Source organism: Streptococcus oralis, assembly GCF_003942585.1.
GTDB lineage: Bacteria > Bacillota > Bacilli > Lactobacillales > Streptococcaceae > Streptococcus > Streptococcus oralis_BE.
This window is the reverse complement of sequence record NZ_RJNK01000001.1, coordinates 457,744-472,413: the sequence shown is the minus strand read 5'-3', so window position 1 is coordinate 472,413 and position 14,670 is coordinate 457,744. Positions and strand designations below refer to the sequence as shown.

Genomic DNA, 14,670 nt, shown 5'->3' with positions numbered 1-14,670 from the left:
CTAGATATGAAGATGAAACAAATTAGTGATACAACACTGAAAATCACGATGACTTTAGATGATTTGATGGATCGAGGAATGGAAATTGCAGACTTTCTCGTTCCTCAGGAAAAAACCGAAGAGTTTTTCTATGCTATTTTAGATGAACTGGAAATGCCAGACAATTTCTTGGACAGTGGCATGCTGAGTTTCCGTGTGACGCCAAAACCTGATAAGGTGGATGTCTTTGTGACCAAGTCCAAGATTGACCAGAATTTGGATTTTGAAGATTTGGCGGATCTGCCGGATATGGAAGAATTGGCCCAAATGTCGCCGGACGAATTTCTCAAAACATTGGAAAAGAGCATTGCAGACAAGACCAAGGACGATATTGAGGCTATCCAATCTCTAGAACAGGTAGAAGCTAAAGAAGAAGAGCAAGAGCAGGCAGACAAGGAGACGGAGAATAAGAAAGAACCTTATATCTACTATATCCTGCGCTTTGCAAGCCTTGCTGACTTAGTTGCTTTTGCAAAGACGGTTAACTACCAGATGGAAACATCTGAACTCTATAAGATGAATGGGCACTACTATTTGACAATCTTAGTCGATGTGGAAAATCATCCTAGTCCATATCCAGCTTGGCTCTTGGCTCGTATGCGTGAATTTGCAGATGATAGTAATATCAGTCGTTCTGTCTTACAAGAGTATGGTCAAATCTTGATCAATCACGATGCAGTCCTTGGTTTGCAAAAGGTTAGTTCGTAGATTTTGAAAATCAATTTTCATTTATCAAGAAAGGCGAATCACATGATTCGTTTTTCTTTTCTATCGATAAATAGTGGCTTCCTTGGATAGGAATTTTCGAAAAATTCTGTTATAATGGCTATATCAGAAAATTTCGAGGAGACAAACATGACAGTTAAAATTGCTTTACTTGGATTTGGTACCGTTGCAAGTGGTGTGCCTTTCCTCCTAAAGGAAAATGGAGAAAAAATCATCCAATCAGCTCATTCTGAGATTGAAGTAGCCAAGGTATTGGTCAAGGATGAAGATGAAAAGAACCGCTTGCTTGCAGCAGGAAATGACTTTAACTTTGTAACCAATGTAGATGATATTTTAGCAGACAAAGATGTTACCATTGTAGTGGAATTGATGGGGCGTATCGAACCAGCTAAAACCTTTATCACTCGTGCCTTAGAAGCTGGAAAACACGTTGTGACAGCAAACAAGGACCTTTTGGCTGTCCATGGTGCAGAATTGCTAGAAATCGCTAAAGATCATAATGTAGCACTTTACTACGAAGCAGCAGTAGCTGGTGGTATTCCAATTCTTCGTACCTTGGCAAATTCATTAGCTTCTGATAAAATCACGCGCGTTCTTGGTGTCGTTAACGGAACTTCTAATTTTATGATGACCAAAATGGTCGAAGAAGGCTGGTCTTACGATGACGCTCTTGCGGAAGCACAAAGACTTGGATTTGCAGAAAGCGACCCTACAAATGACGTGGATGGGATTGACGCAGCCTACAAGATGGTGATTTTGAGCCAGTTTGCTTTTGGTATGAAGGTTGCCTTTGACGATGTTGCCCACAAGGGAATCCGCAACATCACACCAGAAGACGTAGCTGTAGCCCAAGACCTGGGCTATGTAGTGAAATTGGTTGGTTCTATCGAGGAAACTCCTTCAGGTATTGCTGCAGAAGTGACTCCAACTTTCCTACCTAAAGCGCATCCACTTGCCAGTGTGAATGGCGTGATGAACGCTGTCTTTGTAGAGTCTATCGGTATCGGTGAATCTATGTACTACGGACCAGGTGCGGGTCAAAAACCAACTGCAACAAGTGTGGTAGCGGACATTGTCCGTATCGTTCGTCGCTTGAATGATGGTACCATTGGTAAAGACTTTAACGAGTATAATCGTGACTTGGTCTTGGCTAATCCAGAAGATGTTAAAGCAAATTACTATTTCTCAATCTTGGCACCAGATTCAAAAGGTCAGGTCTTGAAACTTGCTGAAATCTTTAATGCTCAAGATATTTCCTTCAAGCAAATCCTCCAAGATGGCAAAGAGGGTGACAAGGCGCGTGTAGTGATTATCACTCATAAGATTAATAAAGCACAACTTGAGAATGTTTCAGCTGAGTTGGCCAAAGCTTCAGAATTTGACCTCTTGAATACCTTCAAGGTGTTAGGAGAATAGGATGAAGATTATTGTACCTGCAACCAGTGCCAATATTGGGCCAGGTTTTGATTCGGTTGGTGTAGCTGTAACCAAGTATCTTCAAATTGAGGTCTGTGAAGAACGAGATGAGTGGTTGATTGAACACCAGATTGGCAAATGGATTCCACATGACGAGCGTAATCTTTTGCTTAAAATTGCCTTGCAAATTGCGCCAGACTTACAACCGAGACGCTTGAAAATGACCAGTGATGTTCCCCTAGCGCGTGGCTTGGGTTCTTCTAGCTCGGTTATTGTTGCTGGGATTGAACTGGCTAACCAATTAGGCAAGCTCAACTTATCTGACCATGAAAAGTTGCAGTTGGCGACTAAGATTGAAGGACATCCTGACAATGTGGCACCAGCTATCTATGGCAATCTCGTTGTTGCGAGTTCCGTTGAAGGGCACGTTTCAGCGATTGTGGCAGACTTCCCAGAGTGTGATTTCCTAGCCTACATTCCAAACTATGAATTGCGTACTCGAGACAGCCGCGGTGTCTTGCCTAAAAAATTGTCCTACAAGGAAGCTGTCGCTGCTAGTTCTATCGCCAATGTTGCTGTCGCGGCCTTGTTGGCAGGAGACATGGTGACTGCTGGCCAAGCAATCGAGGGGGACCTCTTCCACGAGCGTTACCGTCAGGATCTGGTGAGGGAATTTGCGACGATTAAGCAAGTGGCTAAAGAAAATGATGCCTATGCAACCTATCTCTCTGGTGCCGGGCCAACAGTTATGATCTTGGCTTCTCATGACAAGATGCCCAAGATTAAAGCTGAATTGCAAAAGCAGTCTTTCAAAGGCAAACTTCATGATTTGAAGGTTGATACGCAAGGTGTCCGTGTCGAAACAAAGTAAAGAATAGCAGATAGGATGGGGAAAGTCTCGACTAGGGGGCTGCTTCCTGTCCTTTTTTTGAAAAGAAGTCTAGTTAAAAACTTGATAAAGGAGAAACAAAGATGGCAGAAATTTATCTAGCAGGTGGTTGTTTTTGGGGTTTAGAGGAATATTTTTCCCGAATTTCTGGAGTGCTAGCAACCAGTGTTGGCTACGCTAATGGGCAAGTCGAAACGACCAATTACCAGCTGCTCAAGGAAACAGATCATGCAGAAACGGTTCAAGTGATTTACGATGAGAAAACAGTATCACTTCGAGAGATTTTACTCTATTATTTCCGAGTCATCGATCCCTTATCGATTAATCAACAAGGGAATGACCGTGGTCGCCAATATCGTACTGGGATTTATTACCAAGATGAAGCAGATCTGCCAGCTATCTATACAGTGGTGCGGGAGCAGGAGCGTATGTTGGGTCGAAAGATTGCAGTAGAAGTGGAGAAACTTCGCCACTACATTCTGGCTGAAGACTATCACCAAGACTATCTCAAGAAAAATCCTTCCGGTTACTGTCATATCGATGTGACAGATGCTGAGAAGCCATTGATTGATGTGGCAAATTATGAAAAGCCTAGTCAAGAGGTGTTAAAGGAAAGCTTAACTGAAGAGTCCTATCGTGTCACCCAAGAAGCTGCTACAGAGGCTCCATTTAGTAATGCCTATGACCAAACCTTTGAAGAAGGGATTTATGTAGACATCACGACGGGTGAACCACTTTTTTTTGCCAAGGATAAGTTTGCCTCAGGTTGTGGTTGGCCAAGTTTTAGTCGTCCGATTTCCAAGGAATTGATTCATTATTACAAGGACATGAGCCATGGAATGGAGCGAATTGAGGTTCGTTCTCGGTCAGGCAATGCTCACTTGGGTCATGTTTTCACAGATGGACCTCGGGAGTTAGGTGGCCTCCGTTACTGTATCAATTCTGCATCCTTGCGCTTTGTAGCGAAGGGTGAAATGGAAAAAGCAGGATATGGCTATCTATTACCTTACTTAAACAAATAAAACAGAGAGGGTGGGCGCTTCCCCCTTTCTTCATTTCCAGAATAAGAATAGAAGGGATCTATGAAACACTTACTATCTTACTTCAAACTCTATATCAAAGAATCCATTTTGGCTCCCTTGTTCAAGCTGCTAGAAGCTGTTTTTGAGCTCTTGGTTCCCATGGTGATTGCTGGGATTGTTGACCAGTCCTTGCCCCAGAGAGATCAAGGTCATCTTTGGATGCAGATTGGCCTGCTCCTTATCTTTGCAGTGATTGGCGTTTTAGTGGCCTTGGTAGCCCAGTTTTACTCAGCCAAGGCAGCGGTTGGATTTGCCAAAGAACTGACAAACGACCTCTATCGTCATATTCTTTCCTTGCCCAAGGACAGCAGAGACCGTTTGACAACTTCTAGCTTGGTGACTCGCTTGACTTCGGATACCTACCAGATTCAGACTGGTATCAATCAATTCCTGCGTCTCTTTTTGCGAGCGCCTATTATCGTTTTTGGAGCCATTTTTATGGCCTATCGCATCTCAGCTGAGCTGACTTTCTGGTTTTTGGTCATGGTTGTCATTTTGACGATTGTCATTGTGGGGCTCTCTCGACTGGTCAATCCTCTCTACAGCAGTCTCAGAAAGAAAACGGACCAACTGGTTCAGGAAACGCGCCAGCAATTGCAAGGGATGCGAGTTATTCGTGCCTTTGGGCAAGAAAAACGAGAGTTACAGATTTTTCAAACCCTTAACCAAGTCTATGCCAGTTTACAAGAAAAGACGGGTTTCTGGTCTAGTTTATTAACCCCTCTGACCTATCTGATTGTGAATGGGACTCTCCTTGTTATCATCTGGCAGGGTTATATTTCAATTCAAGGAGGTTTACTCAGTCAAGGTGCCCTGATTGCCCTTATCAACTATCTCTTGCAAATCTTGGTGGAATTGGTCAAGCTAGCTATGCTGATAAATTCCCTCAATCAGTCCTATATCTCAGCTAAGCGAATCGAGGAAGTATTTGCTCAAGCTCCAGAAGACATCCATTCAGAATTAGAAGAAAAGCAAGCTACCAGTAATCAGGTTTTACAAGTTCAAGAATTGACCTTTACCTATCCTGATGCGGCCCAGCCTTCTCTGAGAAACATTTCCTTTGATATGAAGCAAGGGCAAATCCTTGGTATCATCGGGGGAACTGGTTCAGGTAAGTCAAGCTTGGTGCAAGTCCTACTTGGACTTTATCCAGTCGACAAGGGGAGCATTTCCCTTTATCGAGATGGACGTAGTCCTCGCAATCTTGAGCAGTGGCGATCTTGGATTGCCTATGTGCCCCAAAAAGTCGAACTCTTTAAAGGAACTATTCGTTCCAACTTGACTCTAGGTTTCAATCGAGAAGTAACTGACCAAGAACTCTGGCAGGCCTTGGAGATTGCGCAAGCTAAGGATTTTGTCAGTGAAAAGGAAGGAATTTTGGATGCCCTAGTTGAGGCAGGAGGTCGAAATTTATCAGGTGGACAAAAACAACGTCTGTCTATCGCCCGAGCAGTCTTGCGCCAAGCTCCTTTTCTCATCCTAGATGATGCGACCTCAGCTCTCGACACCATCACAGAGTCCAAGCTCTTGAAATCTATTCGAGAAAATTTGCCAAACACGAGCTTAATCTTGATTTCTCAACGGACTTCGACGCTTCAGATGGCTGACCAGATTCTCCTTTTGGAAAAAGGTGAGTTACTAGCTGTTGGCAAGCACGATGACTTGATGAAGACTAGCCAAATCTATCACGAAATCAATGCATCCCAACATGGAAAGGAGGACTAGCATGAGACGACAAACCGCAAACCAGACGCTCAAACGTTTAGCCGTAGATTTAGCAAGCCATCCCTTCCTCCTTTTCCTAGCCTTTCTAGGAACTATTGCCCAGGTTGCCTTATCAATCTACCTACCTATTCTGATCGGGCAGGTCATTGACCAGGTCCTGGTGGCTGGTTCTTCACCAGTTTTTTGGCAGATTTTTCTCCAGATGATCTTGGTGGTAATAGGAAATACACTGGTACAATGGGCCAATCCTCTTCTTTATAATCGTCTAATCTTCTCTTATACCAAAGACTTGCGAGAGCGAATCATCCATAAGCTCCATCGTTTACCGATTGCTTTTGTGGATCGGCAAGGCAGTGGAGAGATGGTTAGTCGTGTGACCACGGACATAGAGCAGTTGGCAGCTGGCTTGACCATGATTTTTAACCAATTTTTCATTGGTGTTTTGATGATTTTGGTTAGTATTCTAGCCATGCTCCAAATCCATCTCCTCATGACCCTCTTGGTCTTGCTGTTGACGCCACTATCCATGGTGATTTCACGTTTTATTGCCAAACGCTCTTATCATCTCTTCCAGAAGCAAACAGAGACGAGGGGGATTCAGACTCAGTTGATTGAAGAATCGCTTAGCCAACAGACCATTATCCAGTCCTTTAATGCTCAGACAGAGTTTATCCAAAAACTGCATGTGGCTAATGCCAACTACTCAGGCTATTCTCAGTCAGCCATCTTTTATTCATCGACGGTTAATCCTTCAACTCGCTTTGTCAATGCGCTCATTTATGCCCTTCTAGCTGGAGTAGGAGCCTATCGTATCATGAGGGGCTCAACCTTGACCATCGGTCGTTTAGTGACTTTTTTGAATTACGTCCAACAGTATACCAAGCCCTTTAACGATATTTCTTCAGTTCTAGCTGAGTTGCAAAGTGCTCTCGCTTGCGCAGAGCGCGTCTATGCAGTCTTAGAAAGTCCTGAGGTGTCTGAAACAGGTAAGGAAGTCTTGACCAGTGACCAAGTCAAGGGAGCTATTTCCTTTAAACAGGTCTCTTTTGGCTACCATCCAGAAAAAATCTTGATTAAGGACTTATCCATCGATATCCCAGCTGGTAGCAAGGTGGCCATCGTTGGTCCGACAGGTGCTGGAAAATCAACCCTCATCAATCTCCTCATGCGTTTTTATCCTATTAACTCAGGAGATATCTTGCTGGACGGTCGTTCCATTTACAACTATACCCGAGCGTCATTGAGACAGCAGTTTGGGATGGTGCTCCAAGAAACCTGGCTCAAGCAAGGGACCATTCATGACAATATTGCCTTTGGAAATCCTGAAGCCAGCCGAGAGCAGGTGATTGCTGCTGCCAAAGCAGCCAACGCAGACTTTTTCATCCAACAGTTGCCACAGGGATACGATACCAAGTTGGAAAATGCAGGTGAATCTCTCTCTGTCGGTCAAGCCCAGCTCTTGACCATCGCCCGAGTCTTTCTGGCTATTCCTAAGATTCTTATCTTAGATGAGGCAACTTCATCTATAGATACCCGTACAGAAGTACTGGTTCAGGATGCCTTTGCAAAGCTCATGGAAGGGCGCACCAGCTTTATCATTGCCCACCGCTTGTCTACCATTCAGGATGCGGATCTGATTCTAGTCTTGGTGGATGGTGACATCGTGGAACATGGCAATCATCAGGATCTCATGGCAAGAAAGGGCAAGTATTACCAAATGCAGCGAGCTGCAGTTTTTAGCTCTGAATAAGCCATCCCTGTCCATTTAAAGTCTTAATGACACTAAAAGTTGCCTTCGGGTGACTTTTTTGTTACAATAGCTAGAAAAAATCAGGGTCTTAGAAGGAGAAAACAATGAAAGTCTATCAGCATGTAAATATCGTGACTTGTGACCAAGCTTTCCATGTGCATCTGGATGGTATCTTGGCTGTTAAGGATTCTCAAATCATCTATGTTGGTCAAGAGAAGCAAGAGATTTTAGATCAAGCCGAGCAGATTATAGACTATCAGGGAGCCTGGATTATGCCTGGTTTGGTTAATTGCCATACCCATTCTGCTATGACAGGCTTGCGAGGTATTCGGGATGACAGCAACCTCCATGAATGGCTCAATGACTATATCTGGCCAGCAGAAGCAGGATTTACTCCCGACATGACCACCAAGGCGGTCAAAGAAGCTCTGACAGAGATGCTCCAGTCAGGAACAACCACCTTCAACGATATGTATAATCCCAATGGAGTGGATATTGAGAGAATTTATCAGGCAGTCAAGGCTTCTAAGATGCGTTGTTATTTCTCACCAACCCTCTTTTCTTCAGAGCCGGAGACAACTGATGAAACCATAAGCAGAACACGTGCCATCATAGAGGAAATCTTAGGATATGAAAACCCAAATTTCAAGGTTATGGTAGCCCCACATTCACCATACAGCTGTAGCAAAGACTTGCTTCAAGCGAGCCTAGATATGGCCAAAGAGCTGAATATTCCTATCCATATTCATGTGGCGGAGACCAAGGAGGAGTCAGGAATTATCTTGAAACAGTACGGCAAACGTCCTCTTGCTTTTCTAGAAGAACTGGGTTACTTAGAACATCCCTCTGTCTTTGCTCATGGGGTAGAGTTAAACGAGCGGGAAATTGAACGTTTGGCAACTTCTCATGTGGCTATCGCCCATAATCCTATTAGTAACCTCAAACTGGCCTCAGGGATTGCTCCCATCATCCAACTGCAAAAAGCAGGAGTAGCAGTGGGAATTGCGACAGATTCAGTTGCTTCCAACAACAACCTTGATATGTTTGAGGAAGGGCGGACTGCAGCCCTTCTTCAGAAGATGAAAAGTGGAGATGCCAGCCAATTTCCTATTGAAACAGCCCTCAAAGCTCTGACGATAGAAGGTGCTAAGGTTCTTGGAATGGAAGATCAGATAGGAAGTCTAGAAGTTGGCAAGCAAGCAGATTTTCTGGTCATTCAACCACAAGGAAAAATCCATCTTCAACCTCAGGAAAATATGCTCTCGCATCTAGTCTATGCAGTCAAATCCAGTGACGTTGATGATGTCTATATTGCAGGAGAACAAGTTGTCAAGCAAGGCAAAGTTTTGACAGTCAAGATTTAAAAAAATTTCAAAAAAAGTTTACAAAAATCTTGCATTCTTTTTTTGTCTATGCTATACTTATATACGGTTTGAAAAAACTGCCTAAGACAGTAGGGGAGCTCGACTCATAAAGATCCTACCGAGGACAAAACGTATCATGTAAAAAGAAGCGTATTGTACTTTCGTGTCTAGGTTTGGGCGCGTTTTTCTTTTGGAAAAATTCCCCAAGCAAAATAATTACGGAGGTGAACACACTAATGAGTGAAGCAATTATTGCTAAAAAAGCGGAACTAGTTGACGTAGTAGCTGAAAAAATGAAAGCTGCTGCATCTATCGTCGTTGTAGACGCTCGTGGTTTGACAGTTGAGCAAGATACAGTTCTTCGTCGTGAGCTTCGTGGAAGCGAAGTTGAGTATAAAGTCATTAAAAACTCAATCTTGCGTCGTGCAGCTGAAAAAGCTGGTCTTGAAGATCTTGCATCAGTATTTGTTGGACCATCTGCAGTAGCATTTTCTAACGAAGATGTTATCGCACCAGCGAAAATCTTGAACGACTTTGCTAAAAACGCTGAAGCACTTGAAATCAAAGGTGGTGCAATCGAAGGCGCTGTCGCATCTAAAGAAGAGATCGTTGCTCTTGCAACTCTTCCAAACCGCGAAGGACTTCTTTCTATGCTCCTTTCTGTACTTCAAGCGCCAGTGCGCAACGTTGCTCTTGCAGTCAAAGCGGTTGCAGACAACAAAGAAGACGCAGCTTAATCTTAAGCTACGCAGCGTAGCCTAGCTACGAAAAAAACTATTATAAAATTTAAAACTTATTTGGAGGAAATAACAATGGCATTGAACATTGAAAACATTATTGCTGAAATTAAAGAAGCTTCAATCCTTGAATTGAACGACCTTGTAAAAGCTATCGAAGAAGAATTTGGTGTAACTGCGGCTGCTCCTGTAGCTGTAGCTGCTGCTGGTGGCGCTGAAGAAGCTGCTAAAGATTCATTTGACGTTGAATTGACAGCTGCAGGCGACAAGAAAGTCGGCGTTATCAAAGTTGTACGTGAAATCACTGGTCTTGGACTTAAAGAAGCTAAAGAACTTGTTGATGGTGCACCAGGTGTCATCAAAGAAGGTGTTCCAACTGCAGAAGCAGAAGAAATCAAAGCTAAATTGGAAGAAGCTGGAGCTTCAGTTACTCTTAAATAATAGAGCGACTACATTAGTAGCTTAAAAACATGATTAAACCGCTATTCTTAGGAGTAGCGGTTTTTCTTTATAATTGAAAAGAGAAAATTTATAAAGTGTCTCCAGTTGTTCCATAAGATTTTCATCATAAAGTTCTGGAGTTTTGTCAATCAAACTCCAACGCTCGATAAAGCGATGATGTATCTGTGGAAGGAGATTATGTTTGCTAAGGTATTTTTTGCAGAAATAGTGGTACAATATCCTTAGAATAGTTCAAAATTTATCTTTGCTAGGGGAAAGGGAGATTGAACTCCCTGATGCATCCGTCTTAGTATGGGATTAATGTCCTATAAAAAGGAAATGTTATAAAGGTGATATTGATGGAAAGATATGAATTTACAGCGACAACAGCAAAATCAGATATAATAATTGGTATCCTTTTTCCCATGTTCCTCATGCTTCCTGTATTGGGAATACAGTTGGCTATATTCTATTTAAAACTGAATGATTTTTTTAAATCACAACCTCTTTTTCTTTATACGATAGTATTAGTATTTTTTGGTATTAGTTTTCTTTTAATTAAAAAAATACAAGGTAGTCTAGTGAAGAATTTTGTCGTAGAATTATCTGGAAGAAATATTAGGATTTGGTGTAATGGAAAGGAGATTGTATCAGGAGAAGTTATTTTCTGTAGGATAAAAAATAAGGAGCCTAAACTGGGGGCGAGAGCCTTAAATGTAGACATAGACACCAAGGGGGATAATATTAAATTTCGAGTTCGGTCTAAGGAATATGAAAATTCATCATCTTCTACTTGGAATCCTCTCGGGACAAGCAAACCCTCTGATGTAGAAACGTTATTATCTTTGGGCAAAAAAATAAAAAATGTTATGGAAGAAGAAGTTTTGATAGAAGATGAAGCTTCAAAAAAACCTCGATCGTTTTGATTGAGGTTTTTAGCATATTTCTTAAACAATACCTTGGGCAATCATAGCATTGGCTACGTTTTCGAAGGCAGCGATATTTGCTCCTGCAAGGTAGTCAGTACCAAGACCGTATGTTTCAGCAGTTGTTTTAGCTGTGTTGAAGATGTTGGTCATGATGTCTTTGAGACGGCCGTCAACTTCTTCACGTGTCCAAAAGAGGCGAAGGCTGTTTTTGCTCATTTCAAGAGCAGATACGGCAACACCACCAGCGTTGGCAGCTTTGGCAGGTCCATAAAGGATTCCGTTTTCTTTGTAGACTTTAATCGCATCAAGGTCGCTAGGCATGTTGGCACCTTCTGATACGAAATACCAAACTCAACATATTCCTCTGAAAGCCAAGTATCCCGGAGGATTTGATGCTTTGTTCCTACTTGGTTTTATGAATCAGCTACCCGGAACTCTGTCAGAGAAGGATAGACCAGCTATCGACGCTCTAAGTTCTGATCAACTCTGGCAAAATTGTCAAGATACCATCAAGAGGAGTATTGGTCTTTTTGAGCAAGCTGGCTATGATTTAGAGGTTGAGGATTACCATTTTACTATTTTATTGGGCAACCCTGAAAAGGCCATGTTACAGCTCAATAAGGGTTATAGCGGAGATGGTGGAATTCCAGGTTACCTCATGCTTAGTCTGCTACCGAATGACTATACTTTGCCACGTGTGCAAGCGGCTCTGGCCCACGAGTGCAATCATAATGTTCGCTTCCAATTTATCAAATGGAACCAGCAGACAACACTAGCAGACTGGGTAGTCAGTGAAGGATTAGCAGAGTCTTTTGCTGCTGAGCTCTATGGTAAAGAGCTCATCGGATCCTGGGTCACTTCAACTAGTTCCGAGCAGTTAGAAGAGATTAAGCCCATCATCTCAAGTCAGCTTCAGCTAACAGGGATGGCGGAAATGGCTCCTTATCTTTACGGTGATGAAATAGCTGAGATTCAAGGTCAAATACCGGTTGGAATGCCCTATGCTGCAGGCTATGCTTATGGCTATCATCTGATACAAGCCTATCTGAAAAAGACTGGCAAGAGCATTATTGAGGCCACAGTAACACCGACAGAAGAAATTTTAGAGGCTACTAAAGATTTTTGGAAATGATACTTTTGCTTGCAAATCTACCAGAGTCTGATATAATGAAAGTAGTTTTTGGAGGTAACTATATGCACTATAAAAGAGTTGAATTAAAAGTCACAAATCAAGGTATCCATGAGCGCAAGATTTTTCAAGGTGTTAAGATTTTCAGTCGTAGCAAACTATCCAAAGATCAGAAAAACATTCTAACACAGAAGCTTTACCTGACTCCGAAGCAAAATATTGTTTACTATCAACGAACAGATATCAATTATGAGCAGAATTGGCAACATCATAAGGACTATTACGAACTAGCTTATGACCAGTTGGACAGAGAGACTGTTTTTAAGGTTTGTCAAGACTTTGACGAACTAAGTCCTTTTCTGGAGAATGAGCTACTGGAGAAGCTAAAAGAAAAGCAGTCAACAGGCACATTTTTTGAAAAATTAGATATATAAAAATCCGGCTGCTTTTATAAGCAGTCGGATTTCTCTAATTTATAGTTTGATAATCTTTCATAAGAGAAAATAGATCTATTTTTATCATGAACAGCTAACTTAGTTAGAAATTGTAGAAACAGTATAGTTGAAATCTATGGGGAATAAGCATATAATTAAGAAAAATGATTGAGTGCTCACTCAATTTTTTTAGATGTGTAAGGAGTTCATACAATGGTTGTTCAAGCAATACAATATAGTCGTTTCGGTGATGAAGAAGTGTTAGATTTAGTGAACATTAAATCTGATTCTTTGAAAGTGAATCAAGTTAGGGTAGAAGTTTATGCAGTTGGTTTAAATCCTATTGATTATAAAACTTTTGAGGGTGCAAAGCCACTTCGTTTTCTATCTTTTATGACGAAACTAAGGAAGCCAAGTCATTGGTTTGAGTCAAAATCATCTCTTTTTCCAAGAGGTATTGGTCGGGATTTTGCTGGAGTTATCACAGAAGTTGGTGAAGGAGTAAGTCGGTTTGCAGTAGGTGATAAGGTTTTTGGAACAATGATCAGTGACCCTGGATTAGGCACCAAGAGGGGAGCTTTGGCAACAGAAATTTGTGTCAATGAATCAGAAATTGTGTTGAAGCCAGAGATGATTGATATGAACCATGCAGCTACTATGGGTGTAGCCTCTCTAACTGTGGGAGGTGCTTTTAGAAAGATTGAGCTAAACTCTAAAGATGTTGTAGTTATTTCAGCAGCAGCAGGAGGTATTGGAAGTATCGCAGTACAGTATGCGGTTGCTAAAGGTGCGACAGTTATTGGAATTGCGAGTAAGAAAAATTCAGATTATCTGAAGTCTTTAGGTGCTATACCGGTAGCCTACGAAGAGAACATCCAGAATGCTCTTCTATCAGCAAGTGCAAAGCCAATTACAAAATTTTTGGATTGTTATGGATCTGATTATGTTAAATTGGCTTTCAGTTTGGGATTGAAGGGCACGGCTATTGGAACGCTAGTACCTTCACCATATGTTATGATAAAAGGTGCCCAGTTCACGGGTCCGAGACATTCCACATATGATGATTTGAACACTCTAGCAGAAATGGTCTCAGAAGGGGAGGTTCGGCTGAATATTGATCAGGTTTATGATTTTTCTCTAAAGTCAGTTAGAGAAGCCTATCGTAGTCTAAAATTGGGACACACTCGAGGTAAGAAAGTCGTAAAAGTAAGAAAGTAGCAGAGAGGTGCCAGCAATGGAAAGTTTAGAAGAAAAGTATGCTCAGACATTAGAAAATAGCAACCTGAGTTTAAAACAACGTCAAGTATTATTATCAAGTCTAAAGTTATTTTCAGAAATTGGCTTTGAAAATACAACAGCCAGCTTTATTGCTAAGGAGGCTGGAGTTTCAGAAGGGACAGTTTTTAGTTACTTTAAAACTAAGGAAGGCATCTTAGAAGCAATTTTATCGACTTTTCTTAAGCAAGTTATTCCAGATGTGATTGCTGATTTTTCTGAGAAGAAATTTACAGCAAACCAAGAGTCTTTTCCGCTATTTTTAAGAAGCATAGTTCGAGATAGACTAGTTTTTATTCAGGAGAATCAAATGCAAGTTAAAATTCTCTTGAACCGTTCTTTTATTGATGAAACTATTTCTGACCAGTTAGGGAATACCATTGTTCACTCTATCATTAAGCCAATTAGTCCGGTTCTGAATCAGTTTAAAGAAAATGGTGTTATCCGAGATTGGTCAAATGAAAGAATTGTTCGTTATATTTTAGCTTTGAGTCTTTCTTATGCTCTTCCAATGATGTTGAATGATAATGAGGACCTAGACATAGATGAAGCAGTAAATGAAATAGTTGAATGCCTGTCTTTTGCCTTAGTAGAAGTAAAGTGAATTTTGATTTTTAAGCTTACTATTAAAAATAGTGAGCTTTTTTAAAACCAATATAAAAATCCCCAATCAGAGCGATTGAGGATTGAAAAATAAATTGAAACAATACCTTAACTATCATAACCTTGGATAC

At 41.5% G+C, this 14,670-nt stretch carries 13 protein-coding genes, 2 pseudogenes and 1 other annotated feature; of the genes and pseudogenes, 14 read left to right on the top strand and 1 reads right to left on the bottom strand.

What is annotated here, in order from left to right:
* Positions 1-6: 6 nt before the first annotated feature.
* The 10 genes from mecA (at position 7) to D8862_RS02370 (ending at position 11,095) form a co-directional block, all read left to right on the top strand.
* Complete coding sequence (mecA, locus tag D8862_RS02420; protein WP_125448557.1) at positions 7-747, top strand: adaptor protein MecA; 741 nt, start codon at positions 7-9, stop codon at positions 745-747.
* A 147-nt stretch (positions 748-894) separates the two neighbouring features.
* Positions 895-2,181 (top strand): homoserine dehydrogenase, encoded by a 1,287-nt coding sequence (locus D8862_RS02415; RefSeq protein WP_125448556.1) that lies wholly within the window; start codon positions 895-897, stop codon positions 2,179-2,181.
* A gap of 1 nt (position 2,182) precedes the next feature.
* Positions 2,183-3,052 carry a homoserine kinase gene (thrB, locus tag D8862_RS02410; RefSeq protein ID WP_125448555.1) on the top strand — a complete coding sequence of 290 codons (870 nt, stop codon included), beginning with the start codon at positions 2,183-2,185 and terminating at the stop codon, positions 3,050-3,052.
* Positions 3,053-3,153: 101 nt separating this feature from the next.
* Positions 3,154-4,092, top strand: coding sequence for a peptide-methionine (R)-S-oxide reductase MsrB (gene msrB / locus D8862_RS02405; RefSeq protein WP_125448554.1), 939 nt, complete (start codon positions 3,154-3,156; stop codon positions 4,090-4,092).
* A gap of 60 nt (positions 4,093-4,152) precedes the next feature.
* A complete protein-coding gene (locus D8862_RS02400) occupies positions 4,153-5,877 on the top strand; it encodes an ABC transporter ATP-binding protein (RefSeq protein WP_125448553.1) in 1,725 nt (574 codons plus the stop codon).
* A gap of 1 nt (position 5,878) precedes the next feature.
* The gene (locus D8862_RS02395) at positions 5,879-7,627 is read left to right on the top strand and encodes an ABC transporter ATP-binding protein (protein WP_125448552.1); all 1,749 of its coding nucleotides are present in this window, start codon (positions 5,879-5,881) and stop codon (positions 7,625-7,627) included.
* A gap of 104 nt (positions 7,628-7,731) precedes the next feature.
* A complete protein-coding gene (locus D8862_RS02390; protein WP_125448551.1) occupies positions 7,732-8,991 on the top strand; it encodes a TRZ/ATZ family protein in 1,260 nt (419 codons plus the stop codon).
* A 62-nt stretch (positions 8,992-9,053) separates the two neighbouring features.
* Positions 9,054-9,189, top strand: a sequence feature (ribosomal protein L10 leader region).
* A gap of 38 nt (positions 9,190-9,227) precedes the next feature.
* Positions 9,228-9,728, top strand: a complete 501-nt coding sequence (rplJ, locus tag D8862_RS02380; RefSeq protein ID WP_001287274.1) for a 50S ribosomal protein L10 — start codon at positions 9,228-9,230, stop codon at positions 9,726-9,728.
* 75 nt (positions 9,729-9,803) lie between these two features.
* The gene (rplL, locus tag D8862_RS02375; RefSeq protein WP_001196969.1) at positions 9,804-10,169 is read left to right on the top strand and encodes a 50S ribosomal protein L7/L12; all 366 of its coding nucleotides are present in this window, start codon (positions 9,804-9,806) and stop codon (positions 10,167-10,169) included.
* A 359-nt stretch (positions 10,170-10,528) separates the two neighbouring features.
* Positions 10,529-11,095, top strand: a complete 567-nt coding sequence (locus D8862_RS02370) for a hypothetical protein (RefSeq protein ID WP_125448550.1) — start codon at positions 10,529-10,531, stop codon at positions 11,093-11,095.
* Positions 11,096-11,116: 21 nt separating this feature from the next.
* On the opposite strand, the pseudogene D8862_RS02365 reads toward D8862_RS02370, so the two are convergent.
* A pseudogene (locus D8862_RS02365) lies at positions 11,117-11,437 on the bottom strand (NADP-specific glutamate dehydrogenase); the annotation flags it as partial.
* Between D8862_RS02365 and D8862_RS02360 the strand changes: the two are divergent.
* The 4 genes and pseudogenes from D8862_RS02360 to D8862_RS02345 form a co-directional block, all read left to right on the top strand.
* Positions 11,418-12,230, top strand: a pseudogene (locus D8862_RS02360) (DUF2268 domain-containing putative Zn-dependent protease); the annotation flags it as partial. The pseudogenes D8862_RS02365 and D8862_RS02360 overlap by 20 nt on opposite strands.
* A 62-nt stretch (positions 12,231-12,292) precedes the next feature.
* Positions 12,293-12,661 carry an EXLDI protein gene (locus D8862_RS02355; protein WP_125448548.1) on the top strand — a complete coding sequence of 123 codons (369 nt, stop codon included), beginning with the start codon at positions 12,293-12,295 and terminating at the stop codon, positions 12,659-12,661.
* Positions 12,662-12,874: 213 nt separating this feature from the next.
* Entirely contained in the window at positions 12,875-13,879 is a 1,005-nt protein-coding gene (locus D8862_RS02350; RefSeq protein WP_125448547.1) for an NADP-dependent oxidoreductase, read from the top strand.
* 16 nt (positions 13,880-13,895) lie between these two features.
* Positions 13,896-14,540, top strand: a complete 645-nt coding sequence (locus D8862_RS02345; protein WP_125448546.1) for a TetR/AcrR family transcriptional regulator — start codon at positions 13,896-13,898, stop codon at positions 14,538-14,540.
* Positions 14,541-14,670: the final 130 nt, after the last annotated feature.

Coding starts and splice junctions, on each gene's coding strand:
- D8862_RS02345 (WP_125448546.1), top strand. CDS start 13,896: ATGGAAAGTTTAGAAGAAAAGTATGCTCAGACATTAGAAAATAGCAAC.
- D8862_RS02350 (WP_125448547.1), top strand. CDS start 12,875: ATGGTTGTTCAAGCAATACAATATAGTCGTTTCGGTGATGAAGAAGTG.
- mecA (WP_125448557.1), top strand. CDS start 7: ATGAAGATGAAACAAATTAGTGATACAACACTGAAAATCACGATGACT.
- D8862_RS02370 (WP_125448550.1), top strand. CDS start 10,529: ATGGAAAGATATGAATTTACAGCGACAACAGCAAAATCAGATATAATA.
- rplJ (WP_001287274.1), top strand. CDS start 9,228: ATGAGTGAAGCAATTATTGCTAAAAAAGCGGAACTAGTTGACGTAGTA.
- D8862_RS02395 (WP_125448552.1), top strand. CDS start 5,879: ATGAGACGACAAACCGCAAACCAGACGCTCAAACGTTTAGCCGTAGAT.
- thrB (WP_125448555.1), top strand. CDS start 2,183: ATGAAGATTATTGTACCTGCAACCAGTGCCAATATTGGGCCAGGTTTT.
- D8862_RS02355 (WP_125448548.1), top strand. CDS start 12,293: ATGCACTATAAAAGAGTTGAATTAAAAGTCACAAATCAAGGTATCCAT.
- rplL (WP_001196969.1), top strand. CDS start 9,804: ATGGCATTGAACATTGAAAACATTATTGCTGAAATTAAAGAAGCTTCA.
- D8862_RS02415 (WP_125448556.1), top strand. CDS start 895: ATGACAGTTAAAATTGCTTTACTTGGATTTGGTACCGTTGCAAGTGGT.
- msrB (WP_125448554.1), top strand. CDS start 3,154: ATGGCAGAAATTTATCTAGCAGGTGGTTGTTTTTGGGGTTTAGAGGAA.
- D8862_RS02390 (WP_125448551.1), top strand. CDS start 7,732: ATGAAAGTCTATCAGCATGTAAATATCGTGACTTGTGACCAAGCTTTC.
- D8862_RS02400 (WP_125448553.1), top strand. CDS start 4,153: ATGAAACACTTACTATCTTACTTCAAACTCTATATCAAAGAATCCATT.